Below are 24,741 nucleotides of genomic sequence, written 5' to 3' on the forward strand. Positions count from 1 at the left end.
GTCTAAAAATAATGGTGGACAATTATAACGAATACTGTGTTTTAGCTGGCAAATTTCATTAAATTAACTTGCTACTTTTTCACGTTCTTGGCGAGCTTTTTGGGTGGTTATGGTACAACCAACAGAAGCGGTAATAATGGTTGCAAGTGCTAGCCATTGGTTCCATAACAGATATTCGCCTAAAAAGATAAAACCAGATAGCGCTGCAACTGCGGGTTCTAGGCTCATCAATGTTCCAAAGCTTAAAGGTGTCAAATTGCGCAGTGCTAACATTTCTAAAGAGAATGGGAGAGCACTGGCTAAAATAGCCAAACCAATAAAATAAAAAAGATAGGGAAGTTCTATAACTTGTGCAATTGAGCCTGAAAAAAAGGTAATGGGTAATAAGATGCATGCACCTACACTCATTCCCAAGCACACCGTATGATTACCTGAAATACCAGAAGGTTTCTGACCGGCAATAATATAAAGCGCCCAACAAGCCCCTGCACTAATAGCAAATAAAACGCCGATCCAATCTAGACTATGGGCCTGATTGAAAGGGAAAAGTAAAATCAGCCCAATAATTGCGAAGCTCACCCAAACAAAATCATATTTTTGGCGTGCGTGGTATAACGCCACACTTAAAGGTCCAATAAATTCAAAAGCAACCGCGATCCCAATCGGTAAGCGTTCGATCGACAGATAAAACAGTGCGTTCATGCCTGCAAGCGCAAATCCATAAGCTAAAATTGCTTTCCATCGAACCTGACTAAAATTAATTCGCCAAATTCTAAAAATAAAGGCAAGAATAATTGCACCTAAACATAGGCGCATTGCTGAAACAGTCAGTACAGGGAAGTTCTGAAACAGAATTTTTGCTAAAGATGCACTGCTTTGTACGCTTAGCATAGCGAGAATGAGAAAGCCCAAAGCATGCAGCTGAGATTTCTGGTTCGAACTGGACATTTTATTATTTGATCGATTGGTATACTTTTCACATGATAATGTAAATGCCCATAAAAAAGCCACAGACATTGCTGTGGCTTTTAAATTTACAGTTCGTATTAGAACAATACGCGCACGCGAATTGTACCTTCAACTTCATGCAACATATCTAAAGCTTCGTGAGAAGCAGAAGCGTCAACGTCCATGACGAGGTAACCGATGTCGCCTTTAGTCATAAGAGACTGACCAGAAATGTTGATGCCTTGTTCAGCAAACAAGTTGTTGATTTTAGACAATACGCCTGGCACGTTTTTGTGGATGTGCAATAAACGGTGTTGGCCAGCTGTCAATGGTAATGCGATTTCTGGGAAGTTCACCGCAGAAAGTGTCATACCTTTATCAGAGTAAGCAACAAATTTCTCTGCAACTTCTAAACCGATGTTTGCTTGCGCTTCCATGGTTGAACCACCAACGTGAGGAGTTAAAATCACGTTGTCTAATCCGCGAAGTGGAGACTGGAATTCTTCACCGTTTGCTTTTGGTTCTTTCGGGAATACGTCAACCGCTGCACCAGCAATATGACCAGATTTGATTGCATCAGCTAAATCTTCAATCACTACACATGTACCACGTGCAGCATTTAAGAAAATCGCGCCTTCTTTCATTTTCGCAAATTGTTCTTTAGTGAAGAAGTTACGTGTAGACGGAACATCTGGTACATGCAACGTTACAACATCTGCAGTTGCTAAAAGTTCATCTAAAGAACCAACTTGGCGAGCATTACCCATTGGTAACTTAGTTACTGCATCATAATAAATAACATGCATACCCATACTTTCAGCAAGAACTGAAAGTTGAGAACCGATGGAACCGTAACCCACAATACCTAAAGTTTTGCCACGAGTTTCAAAAGAACCCACAGCAGATTTGTCCCAACCACCACGATGACAAGCCGCCGATTTTTCAGGAACACGGCGAAGAAGAAGAATTGTTTCAGCAAGTACAAGCTCTGCAACCGAACGCGTATTTGAATACGGTGCGTTGAATACAGGAATACCACGTGCCATCGCTGCTTTAAGATCAACTTGGTTTGTTCCGATACAGAAACAACCTACTGCGATCAATTTATTTGCAGCTTCGAAAACTTCTTCAGTCAATTGGGTACGCGAACGAATACCAATAAAGTGAGCATCTTTAATTGCTTCTTTAAGCGCTTCGCCTTCAAGAGCAGTTTTACGATAGTCAATATTGGTGTAACCCGCAGCGTTTAAAGTATCGACTGCGTTTTGGTGAACGCCTTCTAACAAAAGGAAACGGATTTTATCTTTAGGTAGTGAAAGATGTTGGCTCATTACGGCTCCGCTACAAAGGCCAAATTTGGTGGCGGTATAATAACATATTGGGCGGTGCTATAGATATTTCGTTTATACCATTGCCTTATGGCAATTTTATCTATGTCTAATCACTTCTGTTTATGGCTTGTCGAGTGTTTCAAAATATGCTTGGCAGATTAAAGAAGCATGTTTTTATCTGGAAGCCTTATAAAAACGCATTTATTGGCGTTAAACATGTTTTGTATTGACAGTATCTCTATTCTGAACTTTATCGCTTGTGCGGATACATGTAGAATATAGGAGTTCCTTGAACATTATGGCTTCGCTCAGGTGAAAACCTTGAGAATATGAAGTCATAGTCCCACCATAGTTTACTTCTTGCTAGGTCTGCAAACGATGAATGCTCCAGTCGCTTTAACACCTGAGTTACTCACCCAATTAACAGCAATCGTCGGTGAAAACCGTATTAAAACCGATGCTGATAGTCTCGAAAACTGGGGTAAAGATCATACCAAGCATTTTAATCCGAACCCATCGGTCATCGTTTTTCCGTCAACGACTGAACAAGTTCAAGCTGTTGTGAAGCTTGCGAACCAGTTTAATGTTGCGATTACACCATCTGGCGGTCGTACTGGTCTCTCTGCTGGTGCTGTAGCAACCAATGGTGAAATTGTCATTAGCATGGACAAATTGAACCAAATTCTTGAGTTCTTCCCGGCAGATCGTATGGTACGAGTGCAAGCTGGTGTAGTGACTGAACAATTGCAAAACTATGCTGAAGAGCAAGGTATGTATTACCCAGTGGACTTTGCGTCAGCAGGTTCTAGCCAGATTGGCGGGAATATCGGTACCAATGCTGGCGGTATTAAAGTAATTAAATACGGCATGACACGTAATTGGGTACTTGGTTTAACCGTTGTTACTGGTAAGGGTGATATTTTACGTTTAAACAAAGGCATGGTTAAAAATGCCACTGGTTATGCATTACAGCATTTGTTTATTGGTGGTGAAGGTACTTTAGGTTTAGTGACTGAAGCAGAAATTAAACTTGAGCGTCAACCACAAAACTTACAAGTTTTAATTTTAGGTGTTCCTGATTTTGATGCAGTAATGCCTGTATTACATGCCTTCCAAAAAGACATCGACTTAACTGCATTTGAGTTCTTTGGTGAACTTGCAATGCAAAAAGTTTTAGATCATGGACATGTACAACGCCCATTTGAAACTCAATGCCCGTTCTATGTATTACTTGAGTTTGAAGCTCCATATGAGCCGATTCTCGATAAAGCAATGGAAATCTTCGAGCATTGTATGGAGCAGGGTTGGGTACTTGATGGCGTAATGAGCCAGAGTCTTGACCAAGTAGAAAGTTTATGGCGTTTACGTGAAGATATCTCTGAATCAATCGCGCCGTTTATTCCATACAAAAATGATATTTCAGTATTAATTACTCATGTACCTGCGTTTATTCGTGAGATTGATGCAATTGTTCAAGAGAACTATCCTGACTTTGAAATTTGCTGGTTCGGTCATATCGGTGATGGTAACTTGCACTTAAATATTTTGAAACCTGAAAACTTAACCAAAGATGAGTTCTTTGCGAAGTGTCAGGTTGTGAATAAATATGTGTTCGATACCGTTAAAAAATACGATGGTTCAATCTCTGCCGAACATGGCGTAGGTATGACGAAAAAGCCATATTTGGAATATTCACGTTCGCCTGAAGAAATTGAATATATGAAAGCTTTGAAGAAAGTATTTGATCCGAATGGTTTGATGAACCCAGGTAAATTGTTTGATCTTTAATGCTTGATTGAATAAAAGAATTTCTGTTAAAAGCGTATCGAAAGATGCGCTTTTTTATTATGAGAATTTTATAACAATGAATATTCTAATAGTTGGTAATGGCTTCGATTTATCTCACTATTTGCCTACAAAGTATGACCATTTTATGGTTGCAATGGAAGCTATAGAAAATTGGGATTTATCTGTTGGGGAGATGAGCTTTGATGATCTATTTGGCTCTTTGTATGAAAAAGAGAATTATTTCTTCAGATATACAAAAGCAATGTATCAAACAGATGAGACCAAAATCTCGGTTGACCAAATCATAGAGTTAAAGCAACATTTGAAAGAAAATGTTTGGTACCAATATTTCTCTGATCATGTAAGACAGGTAAGAACTTGGATAGATTTCGAAAAAAAGATTGAAGAAGTATTAAATTATTTTACTAAATTATTTGAAAAAATAACTGATTTTTATAATAAAGATAACAATCTTGAGTTGGAAGTAAAAACATCTATAAGTAACGATTCTACTTCTAATAAATTTATTTATCTGGGGGAAAGAGCTTGCGATGCTCTATCATGTGTGAAAATTTTAGAAAAGAAATATTATAAATCAGTAAGAGATTCAGATGGATATAGAGAATTTAATTACACAGATTTGAAGTCAAAGAATTACAATTATTTTATAAGTGATAAATATATTAAGCGCTTTGATAAATATGATTTTTATATAGTTGAAAATAGTATTGGGGATTTGAATGAATCTTTGAATAATTTTATTGATATTTTTAACTGGTATCTTTGTTTGATTTGTGATCTTAAGTTTAAAAATGGTATAGATGATAGTTATATTTCTAATTATGATAAGGTTTATTCATTTAATTATACTAATACTTACACTAAGATTTGTAATAATGATCGATATGTTGATTTCTTACATGGTAAGGCGGGTGTTAATCAAAATATTGTTTTAGGGATTTCAGATTTAAAGTCAGAATCATTAAAAAATATAAAAGCATATGGTTTTACTAAATATCATCAGAAAATGTATAAAAATACGGATTATATTTTTTAAGTGAAATTATTAATCATTTTTACTCTACGGAAAGAAAAGTTAAAAGTTTAGAGGATGAAATCAATAGTTACTTAGATAACCCCTCTTTAAGTGTAGATGTATATTTTAGAACAATGTTTGATGCTAAAACTAGAGATTACGGAGTGTTGAAGCAAAGTTCTGAAGAAACTTACAATATTCAAATATGGGGACACTCTTTGGACCAATCAGATGAAAATTATATTAAAGAAATATTCTCCTTTAATGGAGAGTTTATTCAGCAGCGTTGTAATATTATTGTTTTTTATTTCAATAATTATGCAAAATTCGAATTGTTAAATAACTTACTTTCCATTCTTGGGAGCAATCTAGTGGAAAGGTGGATGAAAAATGGTTGGTTAAAGTTCGAGCCTAATCCTAATCTTGTCGAAATTAATAATATTCAACCAGTTGATTTAACTTAGTTTGGGTAACTTTTGATAAAGCCACTTATCTTACAAGTGGCTTTAGATAGAGTTATTTCTTGTAAGCTTTCCAACCCGTCACAATATGATAAATCAACGGTAAAAGACTAAGAGCAAAAAAGCTACAAAGCGTAATGGCCCACACAGGTAAATCCCTTGGATTACCTAAGAAGAAATAGGCAAAAATAGAATAAGACAACATCGAAAACATCGCCATTGTTCCAAGTGGAAGTGTGACTTTAAAAATTAACTTGCTAGCAAATGTTTTGTAGGGTTCCATGTCGCGCTTTAGACTGTAGGCAATAATCATGAGCAACACATAACCTAAAATAAACAGCATAAATAAAGCGGCTGCAAACAATAGAATTGTTCGCCAGCTCTTTTCTTGTGCGGTGTGATCACCTGATTCATAAACAACAGTAATATGTTCACCAACTACAGGTACATCACCAGAGCGAACTGAGTTGTCTAAAGTTAGAGTTCTGTTTTGATTATCTTTAAATTGAACCTGAGCAATATGCATCAGTGTCTTAGTTTTATATTTACGCCCATTTGAGTCGGTGCGTTCAGTATCTACCCATTCCGAAGTATAACTCACTACAGTTGCATCGTAAGTTGGTTTGGTTGCTAAGCCGTAGACTGCCTGAGAAACCCAATAAGTAAATGGGAAAAATAAAGCACTAATACTAAAAACCACGGCAAATAAATAGGCAAATTCAAACTTACTACTTTTACGATTTTTAGCTAAACGCTTGACCCAAAACTTGGTGATTACAAATGACCAAATCATCAAAACTGCAACGACCACCAAGAAAACTTGTCCCGCATACGTCAGTTGCATAATGATCCTATTTGTTATGTGTAATAGAAATTAATTTTATCAAACGATTGTCGTTAAAGTTGAGTGAGTAAGAACAATTATTTGACCTGTAAAAGAGTAGCTATCCTTAGAACTACATAGTTTCTACAGAGTAACCGACAAAGGCATAGCATCATAAAGCTATGCCTTTTGTTTTGGTGATAAAAATGCAACGTTTATTTTTAATTTCAGCGCTTTGTGCTGGGCTTTTCACTGGGTGTGCGACGACCAGTAAATTAATTCCTTTTGTGGGTTCGGAAACTCCGATGCAACAAGTACTTAAAGCCCAGCCTGAGATCGTAAAAGAGCATAACAATACCTCAGTTCAGCAAGTATTTAACCGAGTAGAATCTCCAACAGTTTCCCGTATTACCGTTATCCAAACAGGTTTAATGGATGATTCTGTTTCTGCAATCCGAACAGAATATTCATTTAAGCTAGTTGATGAAAAGTGGCAATTGCAAAATAAGCAAAAGAGCTATCAATGCGCGAGAGGGAAAGGCTCTAGAGGTTTCCAAACACAACTTTGCTCTTAAAAATAAAAAAGACGATAAATATATCGTCTTTTTTATAGTCTAAATTATACGCCGCTTTCTAAAATTTTAATTTTGACGTCAACTACATCATCTTTAACGGCTGCATGATGCGCTTGCATATGAGGCGTCGCTAAATGCGCTTCAAGATGAGCAACACTTTGCCATTTTTCTAGCATGACAATCGTATCAGGCTCTTGGGTTTGGAAGCTCGCATTTGATTTGTGATCAACTAGAGGTTCATAACCATGACAACCATCTTCTGCTAAAACAGTTGGAATGATTTTTTGAAAGGCATCCAATACGTTATGGCGATGCTGTCCACCCGATTTAGTACGAATTTCCGCAATAATGGTTAGCATGGATTTCTCCTTATTAGGCTGCTGCAAATACAGTATTTAAGTGTGCTTTATATTCTTCAACATAACTATCAACGTTAGGCATTTTAATTACGTCATTTACGATAAATGTCGGAAGGGTACTCATGCCTAAGAACTGATTGGCTTTATGAAATGGTAAATAAACACCATCTACACCTACGCCATGGAAGAATTGATCTGCATCTTCAAATGCTTCCATTGGAGCATTCCAAGTCAAAGACAGCATATATTTTTTGTCATGAATTAGACCACCTGAACCATATTTTTTTGAGGCATCAGAACGGCTACGGCCATCACTTGCATAAAGTGAACCATGGCCAGTGGTAAAGACATCATCAATATACTTTTTGACTGTCCAAGGTGCGCCCATCCACCAGCCTGGCATTTGATAAATAACAACATCTGCCCATAAGTATTTTTCAACTTCACTTTCAGCATCATAATTGCTGTCTGCACGGGTGACTTGAACTTCGTGGCCGAGTTCCGTGAGATGTGTCGTTGCAAGGGTGGTTAATGTGTCATTTAATTCACCGTTTGAGTGGGCAAATTGTTTAGCACCATTAATCACTAAAATCTTACTCATGGAGGTTGCTCTCATTAAATTCCTGTATTTGACGCATACTCTATGAGATTTACTGTTGTAGAAAAATGCATGAATAGGAAAAATATTGTTGATAAAAAATCAATAATTATTATTGGATTTCTATTTAAAATTAATCTATCTCATTAATATCAATAAATTTATGCCTATTTACAAAGCTCAAAAGGAAAAAGTGGCCTATTATCTTTAGCATTAATTTTGAGTAAATAGAGGGGAAGAGTGATGAAAAAGAATGGTTTGTTGATTATTTTCAGCCTAAGTATATTAACTGCTTGTGCTCCATCTCAAAATTCTTCTGCTCAACTTGCTGATAGTCCTATACAGGCTGTATTACTCGATCAACCAGATCTTTTAAATGATGCAAGCAATTTAGATATTTCACAGCAAATGAATGCTTCGGATGATCCTTCCAATGCTCAAGTTACTATTTTGCAAACAGAGCCTAGTCCAGATGCGGTGTCGAAAACACGTACTGAATATTTATTAAAACGAGATCAGCAAATCTGGAAAATTGTGAATAAAAAGCAAAGCTATCAATGTACAAAAGGAGAGGAAACTACAGATTTTCAAGTTAATCCTTGCCCATGATGCTTAATTTTTTATCGAATATGTGGATAACTTTGAGTTTGTGCACAACCATAATTTACATGCCCTTTTGTGCAAAAAACTGAAATTTAAGCTTCTTGAAATTGCATGATTGCTGATCAATTTAAAAAGTGCTATTGTTGCGCTCGGCAATTGTGCCAATTGGTAAAAATTACCGAATCTCACGTCATATATTTTTTCTCGTTTTAGACACCTTGTGAATACGGTGTTTCACACTCTAAACATGCACTCTCACGGCATATAACAACTTAACTAAAGATTGATTGACCATACATGTCATCGTCATGACTACATCTTATTTTATAGGTAGTCGTACAGACATATGGCCGCTATTTTGAAGTGTACAACTCATGAAAAATATTCAAACGACAACGTTGAACCGTACAACGTTGATGTTTCCTTTGGCCTTAGTGCTATTTGAATTTGCGGTTTATATTGGTAACGACCTGATTCAGCCAGCCATGTTGGCAATTACTGAAGATTTTGGTGTAAGTGCAACTTGGGCACCATCTTCGATGTCATTTTATTTATTAGGTGGCGCATCTGTTGCATGGTTACTTGGTCCTTTGTCGGACCGTCTCGGACGTAAAAAAGTACTATTAGCAGGAGTTTTATTCTTTGCTCTATGCTGTTTTTTAATTTTACTGACGACGCAAATCGAGCAATTTCTAGCTTTAAGATTCTTGCAGGGAATTGGCTTAACCGTAATTTCAGCAGTTGGATATGCGGCTATTCAAGAAAGCTTTGCTGAACGTGATGCGATTAAAGTCATGGCACTCATGGCAAATATCTCATTACTTGCACCCTTGCTAGGACCTGTACTTGGCGCTTTCTTAATTGATTATGTGTCATGGCACTGGGGCTTTGTCGCCATCGCAGTATTGGCATTACTCAGTTGGATCGGGTTGAAAAAACAGATGCCAAGCCAGCAAGTCAGTGTAACCAAACAACCTTTTAGTTATCTTTTTGATGATTTTAAAAAGGTGTTTACCAACCGCCGTTTTTTAGGTTTAAGCCTCGCATTACCTTTAGTGGGTATGCCTTTAATGCTATGGATTGCTTTGTCTCCAATCATTTTAGTAGATGAGTTAAAGCTCACTAGTGTGCAATATGGCTTAGCTCAATTTCCCGTATTTTTGGGTTTGATTGTAGGCAACATTGTCTTAATCAAAATTATTGACCGTTTGCCTTTGGGTAAAACCGTCATGATGGGTTTGCCGATTATGCTCACTGGTACACTCATTTTAATATTAGGTGTAGTGTGGCAAACCTATCTCATACCATGTTTGCTTACAGGCATGACGCTCATCTGTTTTGGTGAGGGAATTAGCTTTTCAGTCTTATATCGCTTTGCACTCATGTCATCTGAGGTATCAAAAGGAACAGTTGCAGCAGCAGTTTCAATGTTACTGATGATGAGCTTCTTTGCAATGATTGAGCTTGTACGTTATCTCTATACACAATTTCATTTATGGGCTTTTGCATTGTCTGCCTTTACCTTTATTGCTCTTTGGTTTAGCCAACCGCGAAGTGCTTTGAGGCAGGAAATGCAAGAAAGACTGCAACAAGGCAACAATTAAATAAAAAATACCGGAATTGATATTCCGGTATTTTTTTATTCTACTTAATCTCTTGTTCTAAAAGTTTGTCTTTAAGTGTTAATAATTCTGGCAAAGTTTCTAGCAATAAACTGATTTGTTTTAACACGAGTGTGTAATTTTCTGAAAAGTGCTCATAAGTAGTTAGGCTTTGAATTTGCGCTAAAGTCTGCTCAAGGAAATTGAAATCAATATAAGCCGGATCAAATAAGCTCTGTTTAAGAATTTGCTGACAATCCAGTAAGAGTTGTAATACCTGTTGATCATCAATTTTTTGTCGTTGGCTTCCTAACGCTGCTACGTAACTCAGTTGGCTGTGGCTATAAACCAAATAACGAAAAGCATAATGGATGAGTTGAGGGTTCGGGTTGGGTTCAGCACTTAGGCTTGAAATCATGTTGGATAGCTCAATCTGAGCGTTATGCGCAGCACGACGAATTCGACGGTACTCTATATCCTGATTTTTGCCATATTGATATTGCTCAACAATCACATTGAAATAATCTAAGGTCGCTTTGCTGCTTTTATTAATATTATTGGGGATGTTTCGAAAGTTCCAGTCGGGCCAAATAAAGTTTACGGCAAGCCATGCAATAAAGCAGCCTAATAAGGTATCTATCAGTCGAGGCAAAATAATACTGTAGCCAGCGCCTTTTAAGTTGAAAATTAATAGCACCATAAGGGTGGCCATGAGTGTAGCCAAAGCATATTTTTTTTGACGTAAGTAAAAAAAGCAGACTCCACAAATAATTGTAATGATGAGCTGGCCTTCAATACTCGGCACAAAATATAAAATAGGTATTCCTAATAAAACACCGAGTAAGGTACCAATCGTTCTTAATTTAAGACGGCTTTTAGTCGCAAAATAAGTAATCTGACAGACAAACAAACTGGTGAGTAAAATCCAGTAGCCATGCTGCGCAAAGGGTAACAGTGAAATTGCATAACCTGCGGCGAAAACCACAGCAATTCGTATGGCATGCCTAAACAGCGCTGACTGTGGCGTAAGTTGTTGCCGAAGTTTTAAGATAAGATCTGAAAATCCTTGAATATCATCATCAAGTAAATTTAAGTGTTCTTGTCTTGTTTGAGTGTTATTTTCAGGAACAGGTTGGGCATATTGCAGTTGTTCAAACTGTTCATGCATTCCTTTTAAATTATCAAAAATAAGTTTTAAATTTTTAACTTCAAAATTTTGTGGATGTTGTTGTATCCAATCTTTTAAAGAACTTTCCAAATGTCCCAAGACTTTCTGGCTTTCTTGCGAAGGCTGATATGGCTGGTTATATAAAATACATTGAGCTAAGTCTTGGCATGCTTGTGCTTGTAGACGCAGGTTTTTTTGGAAACGGAAAATAAGATCGCTACGGCTAAAATTCTGTTGAATATGTTCATAATGTAAATAATTTGAAGTGGCTTGCTCGTGAATATCTCGTGCGAAAAAATATAGGTTTAGCCAATAGATGCTTTTATTACTGACTCTGGAAGCTTTAAGCCGAGTAAGTAGTGAACTGCGTATTTGATTGAGGCTTTGGGCAACTTGCGTATTTTGTAGCGATAATTCATATAAAAGCTGTTCAACATTCTCTTTATTGTCCGGATCAAACAAACGAGCTTTTGCTTGTAGTAGAACAGAAATTTCTTTAAAAATTTGTGAGAGCTTATCTTGTAAGGGGAGTGTCGGTTTAATAATAAAAAATAAAATAGAAGTTAAACCGTACCAGAGAGCACCATAAACAAAATAAGTAGGTTGTTGATACCAATGTGTATATTCGCCTAAACCGAACATACTATAAATAGAGAGCAGAATCGTGCCAAAAGAAATCGTGGCATAACGTTGCCCTAAGGCGCCTAGTAAAATAAAAAAAGCGCTTGAGATAGAGAGATATAAAATAAAGAAAATTTTGTAAGGTGCTAAAAAGCCGAGAATGCTACTGACTGTAAAAAAGAGCAGGCAGACATAAACCAAGTTGCGTAATCGAATACTTAAACGATCATCAAAGTCTGTTAATGCTGCTGCAATAGCCCCTAATGTTACAGGAACAATAAGTTGATTATAGCCCAGCCAAAGTAAACCTAAAGTTGTGCCAGTGAGTACAATCAGAATTTGCAGGCAATAAATTAAAATAGAGTTTGTCTTAAAGCTATTAAATATTTGGGTCAGATAATTCACGGCTTTTGTTCTAAATTAGAGAATACGTGAGAAAGCAGTATGTAACTTTAAATTTTTATTACTTCAAAAATATTATTCTTTTTATCTACAAAAGTCAGTCATTTTTTAAGATTTTATTAGACTTAAATCAAGTTGTAACGATCAATAAATTAACAAAATTGTGGATATCTTTTTAGATACCCACAATTTGAAAAACACATAAATTATTTAATCACACCACACGCAATTCGTGCTCCGCCACCGCCAAGAGGTTGAGGTGAGTCTGAGTAATTGTCGCCACCCGCATGGATCATAATCGCTCGACCTTGAATATCAGCAAGTTTTAATCGAGGTGCGATTACGGCAGTTGTTGCAACACCTGTATTATCGACAACCAAAACAGGTAGATCACCTAAATGGCCAGTGGTTGGAGTACCATGATGAGGGGCTTGGTTCGGGTTATAGTGGCTACCAGCAGCTAAAGCAGCGCCAGGTTTTCCATCTTTTACAGCAGGTGCACAAGAAGCGTTTTCATGAATATGGAAACCACGAGTACCACTTGGTAAGTCAGCAAGAGCAGGGGTAATAATTAAACCTTTGTCGCTATCTTGAAAGCTAATCGTACCTATTTTTTTTCCAATACCGTTAGCTGTCACTTCATTTACGTCGACCACTTTTTTAGTATGCATTGAGGTTAATGCTTGGGCTGTGTCAGATACAGTTTTAATTACCGAACTACAGCCAACGGTAAAAAGGGCTGTAAGCGCACAGACTGCGCCAATTTTATTAAACATCTGCATGATTGGATGTCCTTATGAATATATATGATCATTTGATTCAAACAAACAGAGGTCTGACCTACAAGTTAATTTAAATAGTTAATTTGTATCTAGAAACATTTTTAAATTAAATAACTATGTCACTCTTTGTCATTGGAGGATTCACTCTCAGAATCATAAATCATGGTCGTTTTTGGCATAGGTTCAGGTTCAATCGTCTCATGCAACCATTCACGCCAAATTGCCAGTAAAATAGCCAAAATTACAGGACCAATAAATAGTCCGACCAAGCCAAAACTCGCAATACCGCCTAATACGCCAAACATAATTAATAAGAATGGAATTTTGGTGGCACCAGAAATGACGAGTGGTCTAATCACATTATCTGAGCTACTGACAATCAGCACACCCCAAACCACAACACCAATTGCTTCCATAGTTTGTCCCTGAGAGAACAACCATAAGCCAACGCCTAAATAAGAAATTGGAGTACCAAATGGAATTAAAGCCAATAAGAAAGTAACAATAGTGAGTACCATAGGGTTTGGTACACCTGCTACGAAGTAACTTAATCCAGCTAAAACGGCTTGAGCAATTGCAGTTAAACCCACACCATAGACTACTGCACGAGTTGTTTCAGAAATTGTATCGAGATAATGATGAATACGAGGGCCAATGACCATTTCTAAAGCTTTACTCACTTGAGATAAAATCATTTGTCCATCACGATAGAAGAAAAATAGGCTAAATACTGCAAAGCCAAGTTTGACAATATTTTTACTAATTTCACCAAGCAGCACACGGCCATAACTTAAATGGCTTTGTACCCAAGCTGCGATATTTTGAATCGTACTATTAGGATCGTTATTTAATTCATTGAGTGTACGAGAAATCTCTTTTCCTACAAAAGGAAGATCACGAATAAAATCTGGAACGCTTAAATGGCCCGAAAAAACCTGACGTTGTAAATCAAAATATAAGTTACGTCCCTCATGCTGCAAAATAAAAACCGCGCATGTAAAGGGGATACCAACTACCAAAATGACCAGACTAATCATTAGGGTTGCGTTTAAAGTATTACGTGATTCTCCAAAAAAACGCTGAATTCTTAAATAAATAGGCCAAGTCATATATGCAATGATGGCAGCCCAAAGTACAGGAACAATAAAATATTTCAGGATATTAAATCCTAAAAAAATCAAAATAAAAAACAGCCCAAACAATAAAACGCGCTGTAAATTAGGAGCGTATGGATGCACGAACAATATTTCTCTAATTTTCTACATAGAATAAAGTCATATTAACTGAAAAATAACCTGAGGCAAATTTTAAGGCCGTAATGTAAAGAACCTTATACATCCAGTTTCAAAGGCTAAAATTCCTTTAAAACCACTCAGCTTTATCTTCAATTAACTTGTTTAGAACAGGTTGCCATTGATTTTGGATACTAATAAAGTTCTTTTGCGGTTTATCAAAAATGCTTAAACCTTGCATTGCTAAGCTGCCATAGGCAGTGCGTTCAGCAATCCATGCAACAGGTTCCTGTTCAATTTTTTCAAAGAACTGTTGAATATCTTTTGAGCTGGCACTGTTTGGTTTTACACGGTTAGCAAGAAGCAAAATCTGTACTTTGCCTTTGCGAATACGTTTAATATCTTGTAAATGCTTCAAAAATCGACGCGTACTATCTATGTCAAAAAATGAAGGCTGAAGCGGAGTAATAATGGCATGAGCTTCACTAATAAGTTGTTCAGCATGCTCACCTGAAAGTGCACCAGGCGCATCAATAATTAAATAGTCCAGATTTTTGGGTGCATCACCAATTGATTTCTCATGACGCCAGTCTAGGCTTTGAATCGTTGCAACGGTATCAGGGCGCTGTTTTAACCATTGTAAAGCCGATTTTTGATTGTCCGAATCTGCTAATGCTACTTTATATCCTTTTTGTGCCAATGCTGTTGCCAACGTAATGGCCGTCATGGTTTTTCCGCATCCGCCCTTTTGATTTGCAATAAGTATCGTTTTCATAAATCCAATTATTTTCAGCAGCACATTTGTTTATGTTTTATACCTTAGCATCTTTTTATGTGAAGGAGATGACCACATTTGACAAAAGTTTAAGCTGTTTCGTTATTTTAGATATGATTAGATCTGTAATCTTAATTCGTGCTTTTTAAGGAAAATTTATGTCTGTATGGCTTGCCATGCTTATTGGTGCTGGAATTGGCATCATTATCACTACTCTTATTTTATCAAATACACGTAATGGACGAATTAAGGCTGAATATGAGCAATATATTGCTGAACTTGAACTAGAGCATCAACAAGCGCTTACTCAAGCACAAAAGAGAAGTGTAAATACAAGTCGTGCGGTGTTGAAAGGAAAAATGGCAGAACAATTTGCTCCGGTTTTACCTGAATTTCAGTATTTACCAAGCGATGCAAAATTCATGGGCGATCCGGTGGACTATATTATTTTTGATGGATATACCGATTTTCGCGATGGCGATGGTACGGCAGAAGACATCAATATTATTTTGCTCGATGTAAAAAGTGGTGGAGCTAGACTTACGAAAGGTCAACAGGCAATTGCTCAAGCTGTTCAACAAGGTAAGGTTCGTTTTGAAACGTTGAGAATAGATTTCGAAGATTAACAAGCTGTTTAATTCAGCACAAAAATAGACGAAATTGATCTGTATTGTTACTAAATTTCGATATTTTTTTCATCGCTTAAAGCTATTATAAATTGAAGATCTATTCACTTTGATCTAGCAATATTTGAGGTGTAACACGATGAAAAAACAACGTTTGATGATGGGCTTACTCGCCGCGATTGGCATGAGTTCAACATTTGCATCGACCTCAAGTGAATATAATATTGCCAATGGTTTGAGCCCGATAGAAAAAGATCAATCTATTTCTGTATTACAACCTTTTCAAGGCAATTTCAGAATCTTGGGTTCAAAAGTTTATCAAAATGATGAACAAGCTAAATTTTCTCCTATTGACTATGCCGTAAGTTGGGGATTGTTTGCACAGCCTGAAATCGCACGTCATATTTCAGTGAAACAATATGACCGTTATTTAAACTGGAAAATTCCTAAATTACCTGTTCCAGCAGAGCAAGCAATGCAAATGGTGTCTAACATGCACATCATTCCTGCCAACCCGAAAATTGCAGAGCAGATTAAACAGGTTAAACGCGGTGATTTAGTTTATCTAAAAGGTGACCTTGTCGAGATTAAGGACAAAAATTTGGTCTGGAAATCTTCACTTACGCCGACTGATACGGGTGATGGTGCATGTGAGTTATTCCGCGTTCAGGCAATTCATTGGGTTGAAAAGCAAAATATATAATTTGAAAAAAAGCCTTCATAAGTTTGAAGGCTTTTTTATAACCACTACATTACTTATTTCTGTTGCGATGCTTTCCAATATTTTAATTGATTTTGTGCTTGTAAATAGTCGGCAAGATCATTGATCTGTTCATCTTTATTGGCTTGCTTATCACTCAAGTGTTTTTCTTGGTTTTCCCAATATTGATAAAGTAAACCCTGAATGTAACGGCCCTGCTCAGTTTTTAGATCTAAATCTTTTAACATGGTTAGAGCAGAGCGCACATTATCGAGAGTACGCTGTTGCTCAAACTCTGTAGTGAGGGTTCCAGCTTCATGCATTTTTGCTAATTCACTTTCCATCTCGTCACTCATTTCTGTAAAGCGACGGTCATAATCCTCTAACAGCGCAATATCGTGTGCATCATCAGCAGTGGCAGGGAACGTCTTAACAGGTCTTTCATTCAGTTTTTCTAAAACCTGATCGGTAGATGAGGTGGCAGAAGGTTGCTCCGTCTTAGCAGGCTCATCCGCTTTTTTACAAGCAGTCAGAAATAGGCTAGAGCAAAGCAAAGACATTAATATGATTTGAGGTGTTTTCTTCATAACTTTCAACCAAACCTATTCACTAATTATTTAATGGGTAACGTACTTTTCTGAAAGTGATATGCATACGTAATATATGGAAAATCAATCTGATCTTGAGGACCTAATCCCGTAAAATCATAAACAATTTTTTCAAACTGTGCTTTGAGTTGTAATTGATCTTTTTCAGTCATTGCAGCAATAAAACTCGTAGAGAGTAAACGTTTACTCACGACTTGTTCGACAGAACCGTGTTGTGACTGTGTGAATGTTTGTAGGCTATCAAATAAAAATAAATCTTGTTGTTCAAATACGCGTTTCCACTTTTCACTATGGTAACGAGGTGTGTCACCTTCAAGAGGAAGTAGGAAGTCAGCTAAAGCCTTGACCCAATCTGTACGTTCATCACGTTGATTCCAGACTAGCCCTAAATGTCCTTTTGGTTTTAATACTCTATGCATTTCTGTTAGGGTATCGAGGTTGTCAAACCAGTGAAAAGATTGCGCACAAATAATGGCATCAATTTTATGGTCTGCTACAGGAATTGAATTGCTAAAAGCCTGTAATGTTTTGATATCAGGATAAACTTGTTGAAGCTGCTGTAACATCTCGCCAATTGGCTCAACTGCAATAACATCAGCATGTGTTTGTTTTAAGTAGGGTAAGAATTTGCCAGTACCCGATCCAAGATCAATAACAGTAGATTTTTCCTGTATTTGTAGGCAATTTTGCAGCCAACTTACTATTTCTGCGGGATAATTGGGTCTAACTTGCTGATATAGTTCAGCAGCTGAACTGAAGCCTTTTTGAGCGGCAGGATGTAAGGATTGTGTCATATTTTGCGCTTTTTAATCTGACTGGCATCTATAAAATAAGATACTCCGCAATCATAAATTGGCAAAACACCTATTTTGTTTCATTTTTGACGTTGTATGTGGGAGTAAATTTTCTTTCGGTGTGAGCATGGATAAGCAAATTATTTTTGAAGACGAACACATTAGAGCCATTTTTTTACCAGGCGATTCTAATACATTGGTTCTCTCTTTTGGCGATTTGATTACCCGAGCGAGTGGCTTATCTATCAATGCTGAAAAGTCTCTAATTAAATACCAATATAATGTTATTGGGGTAATGCCAAAACAAAAATCATGGTTTCCTCAAGCAAGCATGGTTGAGTTGGCAAAAGCAATTTCGCCTATTCTAGAAGGCTTTAAAAATATTGTGGGTTATGGCGGTTCAATGGGCGGCTATGCGGCAATCAAATATTCTAATTTATTGAATATGAACCGTGTGATTGCATTTGTGCCTCAATATTCAATTGACCCTGAACACGTTGAAGACCGACGCTATGCTGAGTTTTTTGATTCGGTAGCAAACAAGGACATGCAGATTCAGCCGCAAGATGTTGATGCAGCGCGTGAATACGTCATTGTTTATGACCCATATTTCTCGATTGACCGTGAACATTACTTAAAAATAAAAGAGCTGTTACCAAGCTTACATACGATTCATTTGCCATTTACTGGTCATGAAGCATTGTCTGTATTGGCTAGTTCAAGTTTATTACATGATTTTATTGAACATGATTTCGATGAAATCTATTTTTATCAGCAAGTTCGTAAGGTCAAAAAACAAAGTAAGTTTTACTTCCGTAATGTACTTGCGCATGTTCTTACCCAACATGATGAAATGTTGTTAAAAATATTACGCCAAAATGATTTTCAGCTAGATGAACGTTATTTTGATATCCCACTTAAACAGGCTATTACACGTAGTCTGATAAAAACAAATCAAGCAACTGAGTTGGACTTTCAAAAGCTCGGTATTAAAGTACAAAGAATTCAAGAAGATGCAAATTACAAAGAAGGCTTGCAGACTAGCTTTGGTTTAATTTTGGTATTCAACCTCATCAACTCAAAATTTGAAAGTTACACGGTAGACACTCTACTGGCGAATAAATCTTATTTGGTTCCAATTGTGGCTGAGCAAACTGGTGTAGTGAATATTGAATTAAATAATGAAATTTATTTGTTAGCGATGAATGATCGCAAAGTCATTAAATTGTTCAAGAGTGAAGAGCCTTTAACATCGGATATGAGTCCTTTTCTAATCAAAAAATATTCCGACTGCTTTGCGATTAGCTATAAGCAACTAAATTTATCTTGTGATGAACAAGGGCTGTGTGAATTTACGGAAGGTTCAATTCAACCTACAGAACAGTTGACTACCATCAGCTATTAAAACTTTATAGTGTTTAAATAAAGCTCAGACCTTTAGGTTTGGGCTTTATTTTTTGCTTAAAAAATATTTTTTTATAAACTTATTTGTATATTATTTTAAAATTCATTATTTAAATAAATAGTAGGTTTATTATATGGTGATCTGCTGTATTTAAAGTAGACATAACCAGTAATGTATATAAATATTATATTTAAAAATAAATGGGTTTTTCTACTACATAAATTATAGAAATAATATAAGATTAATTAAAATACAGTTATAGCTACAAAAAAATATAAATAAATGTTTTTACTATATATTTTATTTTTGCCTAAAGGGCTTGGTTAAAATAAGTTCACTATTCAAAGATAATTGCATATTTATTTTTTTCTCCTAAAATGATTTTTTACTAAATTGTCGTTACAGTTTTTTATATGCAATCATTAAATTATCGGAATAATGATGCATCGCAACATGGAAGTTCTGCACCTTTGAAACGAGCAATGAGTACTCGACATTTGGTGATGATCTCCCTTGGCGGTGCCATAGGTACAGGTCTTTTTTTAGGGTCTGGTGATGTAATTTCCCAAGCAGGTCCAATTGGCGCAATTATTTCTTATTTTTTGGGCGGTTTAATTGCCTATACCGTGATGTTATGCCTTGGTGAGCTTGCGGTTCATGTGCCGGAATCAGGTTCTTTTGGGGAATATGCGCGTCGTTATATTGGTCCGGGTACGGGCTATATGATTACTTGGCTCTATTGGTTAACTTGGACTGCAACTTTGGGGACTGAGTTTACTGCGGCAGCTTTATTGGTGCAGGAGTGGTTTCCATCTACCTCGGTATGGGCTTGGACTCTTTTTTTTGGTGCCTTAGTTTTTTTTCTTAATATCAGTTCAACTCGATTATTTGCCGAATCTGAATTCTGGTTGGCACTCGTCAAAGTTATTACAATCATCTGTTTTATTGGTTTAGGTCTACTGGCAATTTTTGGCTTTATTCCTTACCAAGGACATGAAACAGCGCCATTATTTAGTAACCTGACTGCTCACGGTTGGTTCCCAAACGGTCTCTTCCCAATTTTTGCTACTATGCTGATTGTTAACTTTGCTTTTTCGGGCACTGAATTGATTGGAGTGGCGGCGGGGGAAGCTGAAAATCCAGCACAGACAGTTCCTAAAGCAATCAACGCAGCTATTTGGCGGTTACTGATTTTCTTTGTTGGTACAATTGTGGTGATTAGTTCATTACTGCCGTTCCAGCTTGCAGGCCTTAGTGCAAATGAAGTAAGTAATAGTCCTTTTGTGACGGTATTTAACTATATTGGTATTCCATACGCAGAAGACATTATTCGCTTTGTAATTATTACGGCTTTACTATCTGCTGCAAATTCTGGTTTGTTTGCTGCTTCACGTATGATGTGGTCGCTTTCGGCAAAAAATCAATTACCAAAAATATTTTCTAAATTAACTCCTTCTGGAACACCGATTGTTGCCATTACTGTAACTATGTTTGGTGCAATTCCTGGGTTGCTTTCAGAACAATTCGCGCCAGAAACAATTTTTAAGAATTTGTTGGGAGTAGCTGCTTTTACGATGGTTGTGGTTTGGATTGCGATTTGCGTTTCACAGTTTAACTTCCGTAGACAGTGGTATAAGTCGGGTAAAACAGCAAAAGATTTACGCTTCGCGGCACCTCTTTTCCCTCTTACTCCAATTGTAGGTGGGCTGTTCTGTATCGTTACCTGTATCAGTATGGTGTTTGACCCATCTATGCAGGTTGGTTTTATCTGTTGCATTATTTTTATCATTCTATGCTATGCAAGCTACTTCATTTTTTATCGAAAGAAAGATCTAGTGCAAAGCTAAGCTTTTTTAGTTGAAAAAAATTTGTTTTTAAAGGTCCCGAAAGGGGCCTTTTTTGTGCCTTACAGGAACTACAAAAGAGAGATTTTCTGTATTTTTTTTAAAAATGAAGTTTTATTTTTAATCATGAAAACAAATATTGTTTTATAAAATTACCATTTATCGGATTCTTATTAATATTTATTTATTATTAATATTTGATTAAGTCTATGTTTAGCTTGGTTATTTGATAAAGAGATTTTTGGGTTTTTATAAAATATGAATTAGAAATGGACTTATTATAGATTTCATGTAGAGAAGGTATAATTTTTTGACAATTTAACAAAGATGATTAATTTTTAAGTTGTTGTTATTTATAATTTTAATTTGGTGTATTTTTTTAAATTATGATTTTATGTTTTCTATAAATTTTTTTTATTAAAGTTAAGCTTTTTTTAATATTTGTTGTTTTTTTATTATAAAGATTAGTGCGATTTGATTATTTTTTCTCTGCTTATTTATTTTAAAATGTTCTAAATGAGTGTGCTCTATGCTATATTTATTGGAAGATTTTATAGCTATGTTCCGGCTTAATTTTAAGCGGTATGTGTAGAGATAATTAATCTGTAGCATTATTGAACAATGTTTATTTTTAAAAAGACTAATGGAGGGATCTATCGATTAGTCAAAATAATTTTTATGGACATATGATTTTTTTATAAATCATCGTTCTTTTTAACTCCCAAACGGTTATGCCATTTCTTTTGTATTTATATTTCAGCCGACTGGATTAAGTGGGTTGTGGTTAAACTTTGCTTTTATAAAGATAGCTTTATAAACAGTAAGTTACATGAAAGAAAGCTTGTAAAAGATATCGATATATAAAAGTAGATCATACTTTTAGTATCAACAAATGGAATTTAAAAAATCTAATGCTTTAGAAGAGCAGAAGGTTTAGTAAATAAACTAAGACTTTGTTATTGCAAGGTTTTGGTTGCTGAATAATAAAGACTACGGGTTTATCAAATCTGAGTCTATGAAGGTATATAGGAAAAAAGATGTCAGATCTTTCATACGTAAACGAACATAGCGATGCATGGCAAACTTACTTGGCACAAATTGACCGTGTAGCGCCATATTTAGAACACTTAGCTGATTATATCGATACTTTAAAACGTCCTAAGCGTGCGCTTATTGTTGACGTGCCAATCGTGATGGATGACGGTTCGATCCAGCACTTTGAAGGTTACCGTGTACAACACAACTTGTCTCGTGGTCCGGGTAAAGGCGGTGTTCGTTACCATCCAAATGTTGATTTGAATGAAGTGATGGCGTTGTCTGCATGGATGACAATTAAAACTGCTGTTTTGAACTTGCCATTTGGTGGTGCAAAAGGTGGTATCCGTGTTGATCCACGTAAATTATCAACTCGTGAATTAGAGCGTTTGACTCGTCGTTATACGACTGAAATTGGTCATATTATTGGGCCTCAAAAAGATATTCCTGCTCCAGACGTTGGTACGAATGCCAATATCATGGGTTGGATGATGGATACTTATTCTACTAGCCAAGGTCACACGGTAACTGGTGTTGTAACTGGTAAACCAGTTCACTTAGGCGGTTCTTTAGGTCGTGTAAAAGCAACTGGTCGTGGCGTATTCGTTACAGGTCGTGAAGTAGCAGCAAAAATTAATTTACCAATTGAAGGCGCGAAAGTTGCTATTCAAGGTTTTGGTAACGTAGGTAGTGAAGCAGCTTTCTTATTTGTTGAATCGAAAGCGAAAGTTACACACGTTCAAGACCACACTGGCACAATTTTCAATGCTGATGGTATTGATCTTGAAGCATTACGTGATCACGTAAATGCAAATCAAGGTGTTGGTGGTTTTGCCGGCGCTCAATCAATTGCTGACGAAGATTTCTGGACAGCTGAAGTTGACATTATTGTTCCAGCTGCATTGGAAGGCCAAATCACTGTTGAACGTGCTCAAAAACTTAAAGCTAAGTTGATTTTAGAAGGCGCAAACGGCCCGACATATCCTAAAGCTGAAGACGTATTAGTTGAGCGTGGCATTGTTGTAGTTCCTGACGTGGTATGTAACGCCGGCGGTGTAACTGTAAGTTACTTCGAATGGGTTCAAGACATGGCGAGCTACTTCTGGAGCGAAGAAGAAATCAACGAACGTTTAGACAAGTTGATGGTTCAAGCTATGGAAGATGTTTGGAATACAGCAAACAGCAACGCTTGTACTTTACGTACAGCAGCTTACATCTTGGCATGTGAGCGTATCTTAAAAGCTCGTAAAGAACGCGGTATTTTCCCAGGCTAATCTGCGGAAATTACTTTTAGAAAAAGTGGTCTGAACAAATATAAAGGATGTTATAGGGTTTATTTGTTCAGTCCCTTTTTCTGAATTATTCAAATTTAAGTGTTATCGAATATATTAAATAAATACTGAGGTAAGCATGGAACAGCCAATTTCTGTAACTCGAAGCAACTTTAACGACTGGATGGTTCCAGTTTTTGCACCGGCAAATTTCATTCCAGTACGTGGCGAAGGTTCACGTATTTGGGATCAAGAAAATAAAGAATATATCGATTTTGCAGGCGGGATTGCAGTAAACGCATTAGGTCATGCGCATCCAGTGGCAGTAAATGCTTTAACAGAACAAGCAACAAAACTTTGGCACGTTGGTAACGGTTATACAAATGAACCGGTTCTACGCCTTGCAAAACAACTCACCGAAAATACATTTGCAGATAAGGTTTTCTTCTGTAACTCAGGTGCAGAAGCCAACGAAGCTGCTTTAAAACTGGCTCGTAAAGTTGGACTAGACAGCGGTATTGCTGGCAAAAGTGGCATTGTGGCATTTAACAATGCGTTTCATGGCCGTACCTTATTTACCGTTTCGGCGGGTGGTCAACCTAAATATTCACAAGACTTTGCACCTCTTCCAAATGGTATCAACCATGTTGCCTTTAATGATTTAGAAGCTGCAAAAGCGGTCATTAATGAACAAACTTGTGCCGTGATTGTTGAGCCAATCCAAGGTGAAGGCGGCGTTATTCCTGCTGACATCGAATTTTTAAAAGGCTTAAGAGCACTGTGTGATGAGTTTGGTGCCTTACTGATTTTTGATGAAGTACAAACTGGTGTTGGCCGTACAGGTGCACTATATGCCTACATGAACTCTGGCGTTATTCCAGATGTATTAACCACTGCAAAAGCACTAGGTGGTGGTTTTCCAGTCGGTGCAATGTTAACAACAGATAAATTTGCTCCGCATTTTTCAGTGGGTACACATGGTACGACTTATGGTGGTAACCCGTTAGCAAGTGCGGTTGCTGGTGCAGTCTTTGAGTTTATTAATACGCCTGAAGTACTTGAAGGTGTAAAACATCGTCATCAATATTTCCTAGACGCATTAAATAAATTAAATACTGAGTACCCGATTTTTGAAGAAATTCGTGGTCAAGGCTTACTCATTGGTTGTGTATTAAAAGCTGAGTATGCAGGGAAAGCGAAAGACATTACGACTTGGGCGGGCGAAGAAGGTTTGCTTGCTTTAATCGCGGGACCAAACGTGGTTCGTTTTACACCGTCTCTAATTATTCCTGAACAAGATATTGATGAAGGGATTGCTCGTTTAAAACGCGCATTGGCAAAGTTGGCTAAATAAA

The 24,741-nt window shown here is 36.7% G+C and carries 23 protein-coding genes; 12 read left to right on the plus strand and 11 right to left on the minus strand.

What is annotated here, in order from left to right:
• Positions 1 to 63 precede the first annotated feature (63 nt).
• Positions 64 to 948, minus strand: coding sequence for an EamA family transporter (locus tag HMPREF0013_RS20385; protein ID WP_005804555.1), 885 nt, complete (start codon positions 946 to 948; stop codon positions 64 to 66).
• 98 nt (positions 949 to 1,046) lie between these two features.
• Positions 1,047 to 2,279: a phosphoglycerate dehydrogenase gene (gene serA / locus HMPREF0013_RS20390; protein WP_004705258.1), complete on the minus strand. Its 1,233-nt coding sequence runs from the start codon at positions 2,277 to 2,279 to the stop codon at positions 1,047 to 1,049.
• 378 nt (positions 2,280 to 2,657) lie between these two features.
• Between serA and HMPREF0013_RS20395 the strand changes: the two genes are divergently transcribed.
• The 3 genes from HMPREF0013_RS20395 to HMPREF0013_RS25460 all read left to right on the plus strand — a co-directional run bounded on the left by HMPREF0013_RS20395 (position 2,658) and on the right by HMPREF0013_RS25460 (position 5,567).
• A complete protein-coding gene (locus tag HMPREF0013_RS20395) occupies positions 2,658 to 4,067 on the plus strand; it encodes an FAD-binding oxidoreductase (protein WP_005804556.1) in 1,410 nt (469 codons plus the stop codon).
• 76 nt (positions 4,068 to 4,143) lie between these two features.
• Positions 4,144 to 5,124, plus strand: a complete 981-nt coding sequence (locus tag HMPREF0013_RS20400) for an AbiH family protein (protein WP_005804557.1) — start codon at positions 4,144 to 4,146, stop codon at positions 5,122 to 5,124.
• A gap of 113 nt (positions 5,125 to 5,237) precedes the next feature.
• The gene (locus HMPREF0013_RS25460) at positions 5,238 to 5,567 is read left to right on the plus strand and encodes a hypothetical protein (protein ID WP_005804558.1); all 330 of its coding nucleotides are present in this window, start codon (positions 5,238 to 5,240) and stop codon (positions 5,565 to 5,567) included.
• Between the two features lie 52 nt (positions 5,568 to 5,619).
• Here the strand turns inward: HMPREF0013_RS25460 and HMPREF0013_RS20405 are convergent, their stop codons facing one another.
• A complete protein-coding gene (locus HMPREF0013_RS20405; protein WP_005804559.1) occupies positions 5,620 to 6,408 on the minus strand; it encodes a hypothetical protein in 789 nt (262 codons plus the stop codon).
• Between the two features lie 185 nt (positions 6,409 to 6,593).
• Here HMPREF0013_RS20405 and HMPREF0013_RS20410 point away from each other — a divergent pair, with 185 nt between their 5' ends.
• Positions 6,594 to 6,962 (plus strand): hypothetical protein, encoded by a 369-nt coding sequence (locus HMPREF0013_RS20410; RefSeq protein ID WP_017400479.1) that lies wholly within the window; start codon positions 6,594 to 6,596, stop codon positions 6,960 to 6,962.
• 44 nt (positions 6,963 to 7,006) lie between these two features.
• On the opposite strand, the gene HMPREF0013_RS20415 is transcribed toward HMPREF0013_RS20410, so the two are convergent.
• Positions 7,007 to 7,321, minus strand: a complete 315-nt coding sequence (locus HMPREF0013_RS20415) for a putative quinol monooxygenase (RefSeq protein ID WP_005804561.1) — start codon at positions 7,319 to 7,321, stop codon at positions 7,007 to 7,009.
• 13 nt (positions 7,322 to 7,334) lie between these two features.
• Entirely contained in the window at positions 7,335 to 7,922 is a 588-nt protein-coding gene (locus HMPREF0013_RS20420) for an NAD(P)H-dependent oxidoreductase (protein WP_002117050.1), read from the minus strand.
• 237 nt (positions 7,923 to 8,159) lie between these two features.
• Here HMPREF0013_RS20420 and HMPREF0013_RS20425 point away from each other — a divergent pair, with 237 nt between their 5' ends.
• Together HMPREF0013_RS20425 and HMPREF0013_RS20430 are read left to right on the plus strand one after the other, a co-directional pair.
• Positions 8,160 to 8,528 carry a hypothetical protein gene (locus HMPREF0013_RS20425; RefSeq protein WP_078210504.1) on the plus strand — a complete coding sequence of 123 codons (369 nt, stop codon included), beginning with the start codon at positions 8,160 to 8,162 and terminating at the stop codon, positions 8,526 to 8,528.
• A gap of 368 nt (positions 8,529 to 8,896) precedes the next feature.
• Complete coding sequence (locus tag HMPREF0013_RS20430) at positions 8,897 to 10,126, plus strand: MFS transporter (RefSeq protein ID WP_005804564.1); 1,230 nt, start codon at positions 8,897 to 8,899, stop codon at positions 10,124 to 10,126.
• Between the two features lie 40 nt (positions 10,127 to 10,166).
• On the opposite strand, the gene yccS is transcribed toward HMPREF0013_RS20430, so the two are convergent.
• The 4 genes from yccS to HMPREF0013_RS20450 all read right to left on the minus strand — a co-directional run bounded on the left by yccS (position 10,167) and on the right by HMPREF0013_RS20450 (position 15,103).
• Positions 10,167 to 12,317, minus strand: a complete 2,151-nt coding sequence (gene yccS, locus HMPREF0013_RS20435; RefSeq protein ID WP_005804565.1) for a YccS family putative transporter — start codon at positions 12,315 to 12,317, stop codon at positions 10,167 to 10,169.
• A 203-nt stretch (positions 12,318 to 12,520) separates the two neighbouring features.
• A complete protein-coding gene (gene sodC / locus HMPREF0013_RS20440) occupies positions 12,521 to 13,090 on the minus strand; it encodes a superoxide dismutase family protein (protein WP_080549280.1) in 570 nt (189 codons plus the stop codon).
• 125 nt (positions 13,091 to 13,215) lie between these two features.
• Positions 13,216 to 14,334, minus strand: a complete 1,119-nt coding sequence (locus HMPREF0013_RS20445) for an AI-2E family transporter (RefSeq protein ID WP_005067168.1) — start codon at positions 14,332 to 14,334, stop codon at positions 13,216 to 13,218.
• 124 nt (positions 14,335 to 14,458) lie between these two features.
• Positions 14,459 to 15,103 carry a ParA family protein gene (locus tag HMPREF0013_RS20450; protein WP_005804567.1) on the minus strand — a complete coding sequence of 215 codons (645 nt, stop codon included), beginning with the start codon at positions 15,101 to 15,103 and terminating at the stop codon, positions 14,459 to 14,461.
• 158 nt (positions 15,104 to 15,261) lie between these two features.
• Between HMPREF0013_RS20450 and HMPREF0013_RS20455 the strand changes: the two genes are divergently transcribed.
• Together HMPREF0013_RS20455 and HMPREF0013_RS20460 are read left to right on the plus strand one after the other, a co-directional pair.
• Entirely contained in the window at positions 15,262 to 15,729 is a 468-nt protein-coding gene (locus HMPREF0013_RS20455) for a Holliday junction resolvase-like protein (RefSeq protein ID WP_002116954.1), read from the plus strand.
• 139 nt (positions 15,730 to 15,868) lie between these two features.
• On the plus strand, positions 15,869 to 16,432 hold the full coding sequence (locus HMPREF0013_RS20460; protein WP_002116739.1) for a hypothetical protein: 564 nt from the start codon (positions 15,869 to 15,871) through the stop codon (positions 16,430 to 16,432).
• A 53-nt stretch (positions 16,433 to 16,485) separates the two neighbouring features.
• On the opposite strand, the gene HMPREF0013_RS20465 is transcribed toward HMPREF0013_RS20460, so the two are convergent.
• Positions 16,486 to 17,016 (minus strand): hypothetical protein, encoded by a 531-nt coding sequence (locus tag HMPREF0013_RS20465; RefSeq protein WP_005067173.1) that lies wholly within the window; start codon positions 17,014 to 17,016, stop codon positions 16,486 to 16,488.
• A gap of 26 nt (positions 17,017 to 17,042) precedes the next feature.
• On the minus strand, positions 17,043 to 17,831 hold the full coding sequence (locus tag HMPREF0013_RS20470; RefSeq protein ID WP_005804569.1) for a class I SAM-dependent methyltransferase: 789 nt from the start codon (positions 17,829 to 17,831) through the stop codon (positions 17,043 to 17,045).
• Between the two features lie 127 nt (positions 17,832 to 17,958).
• Here HMPREF0013_RS20470 and HMPREF0013_RS20475 point away from each other — a divergent pair, with 127 nt between their 5' ends.
• The 4 genes from HMPREF0013_RS20475 to HMPREF0013_RS20490 all read left to right on the plus strand — a co-directional run bounded on the left by HMPREF0013_RS20475 (position 17,959) and on the right by HMPREF0013_RS20490 (position 24,740).
• On the plus strand, positions 17,959 to 19,236 hold the full coding sequence (locus HMPREF0013_RS20475; protein ID WP_005804570.1) for a hypothetical protein: 1,278 nt from the start codon (positions 17,959 to 17,961) through the stop codon (positions 19,234 to 19,236).
• A 413-nt stretch (positions 19,237 to 19,649) separates the two neighbouring features.
• Entirely contained in the window at positions 19,650 to 21,083 is a 1,434-nt protein-coding gene (locus tag HMPREF0013_RS20480; protein ID WP_005804571.1) for an amino acid permease, read from the plus strand.
• 1,034 nt (positions 21,084 to 22,117) lie between these two features.
• A complete protein-coding gene (locus HMPREF0013_RS20485) occupies positions 22,118 to 23,389 on the plus strand; it encodes a Glu/Leu/Phe/Val family dehydrogenase (RefSeq protein ID WP_005078412.1) in 1,272 nt (423 codons plus the stop codon).
• Between the two features lie 136 nt (positions 23,390 to 23,525).
• Entirely contained in the window at positions 23,526 to 24,740 is a 1,215-nt protein-coding gene (locus HMPREF0013_RS20490; protein WP_005804572.1) for an aspartate aminotransferase family protein, read from the plus strand.
• The last annotated feature ends 1 nt before the right edge of the window (position 24,741 follow it).

The organism is Acinetobacter sp. SH024 (assembly GCF_000163635.1).
In the GTDB taxonomy this organism is placed as follows: domain Bacteria; phylum Pseudomonadota; class Gammaproteobacteria; order Pseudomonadales; family Moraxellaceae; genus Acinetobacter; species Acinetobacter pittii.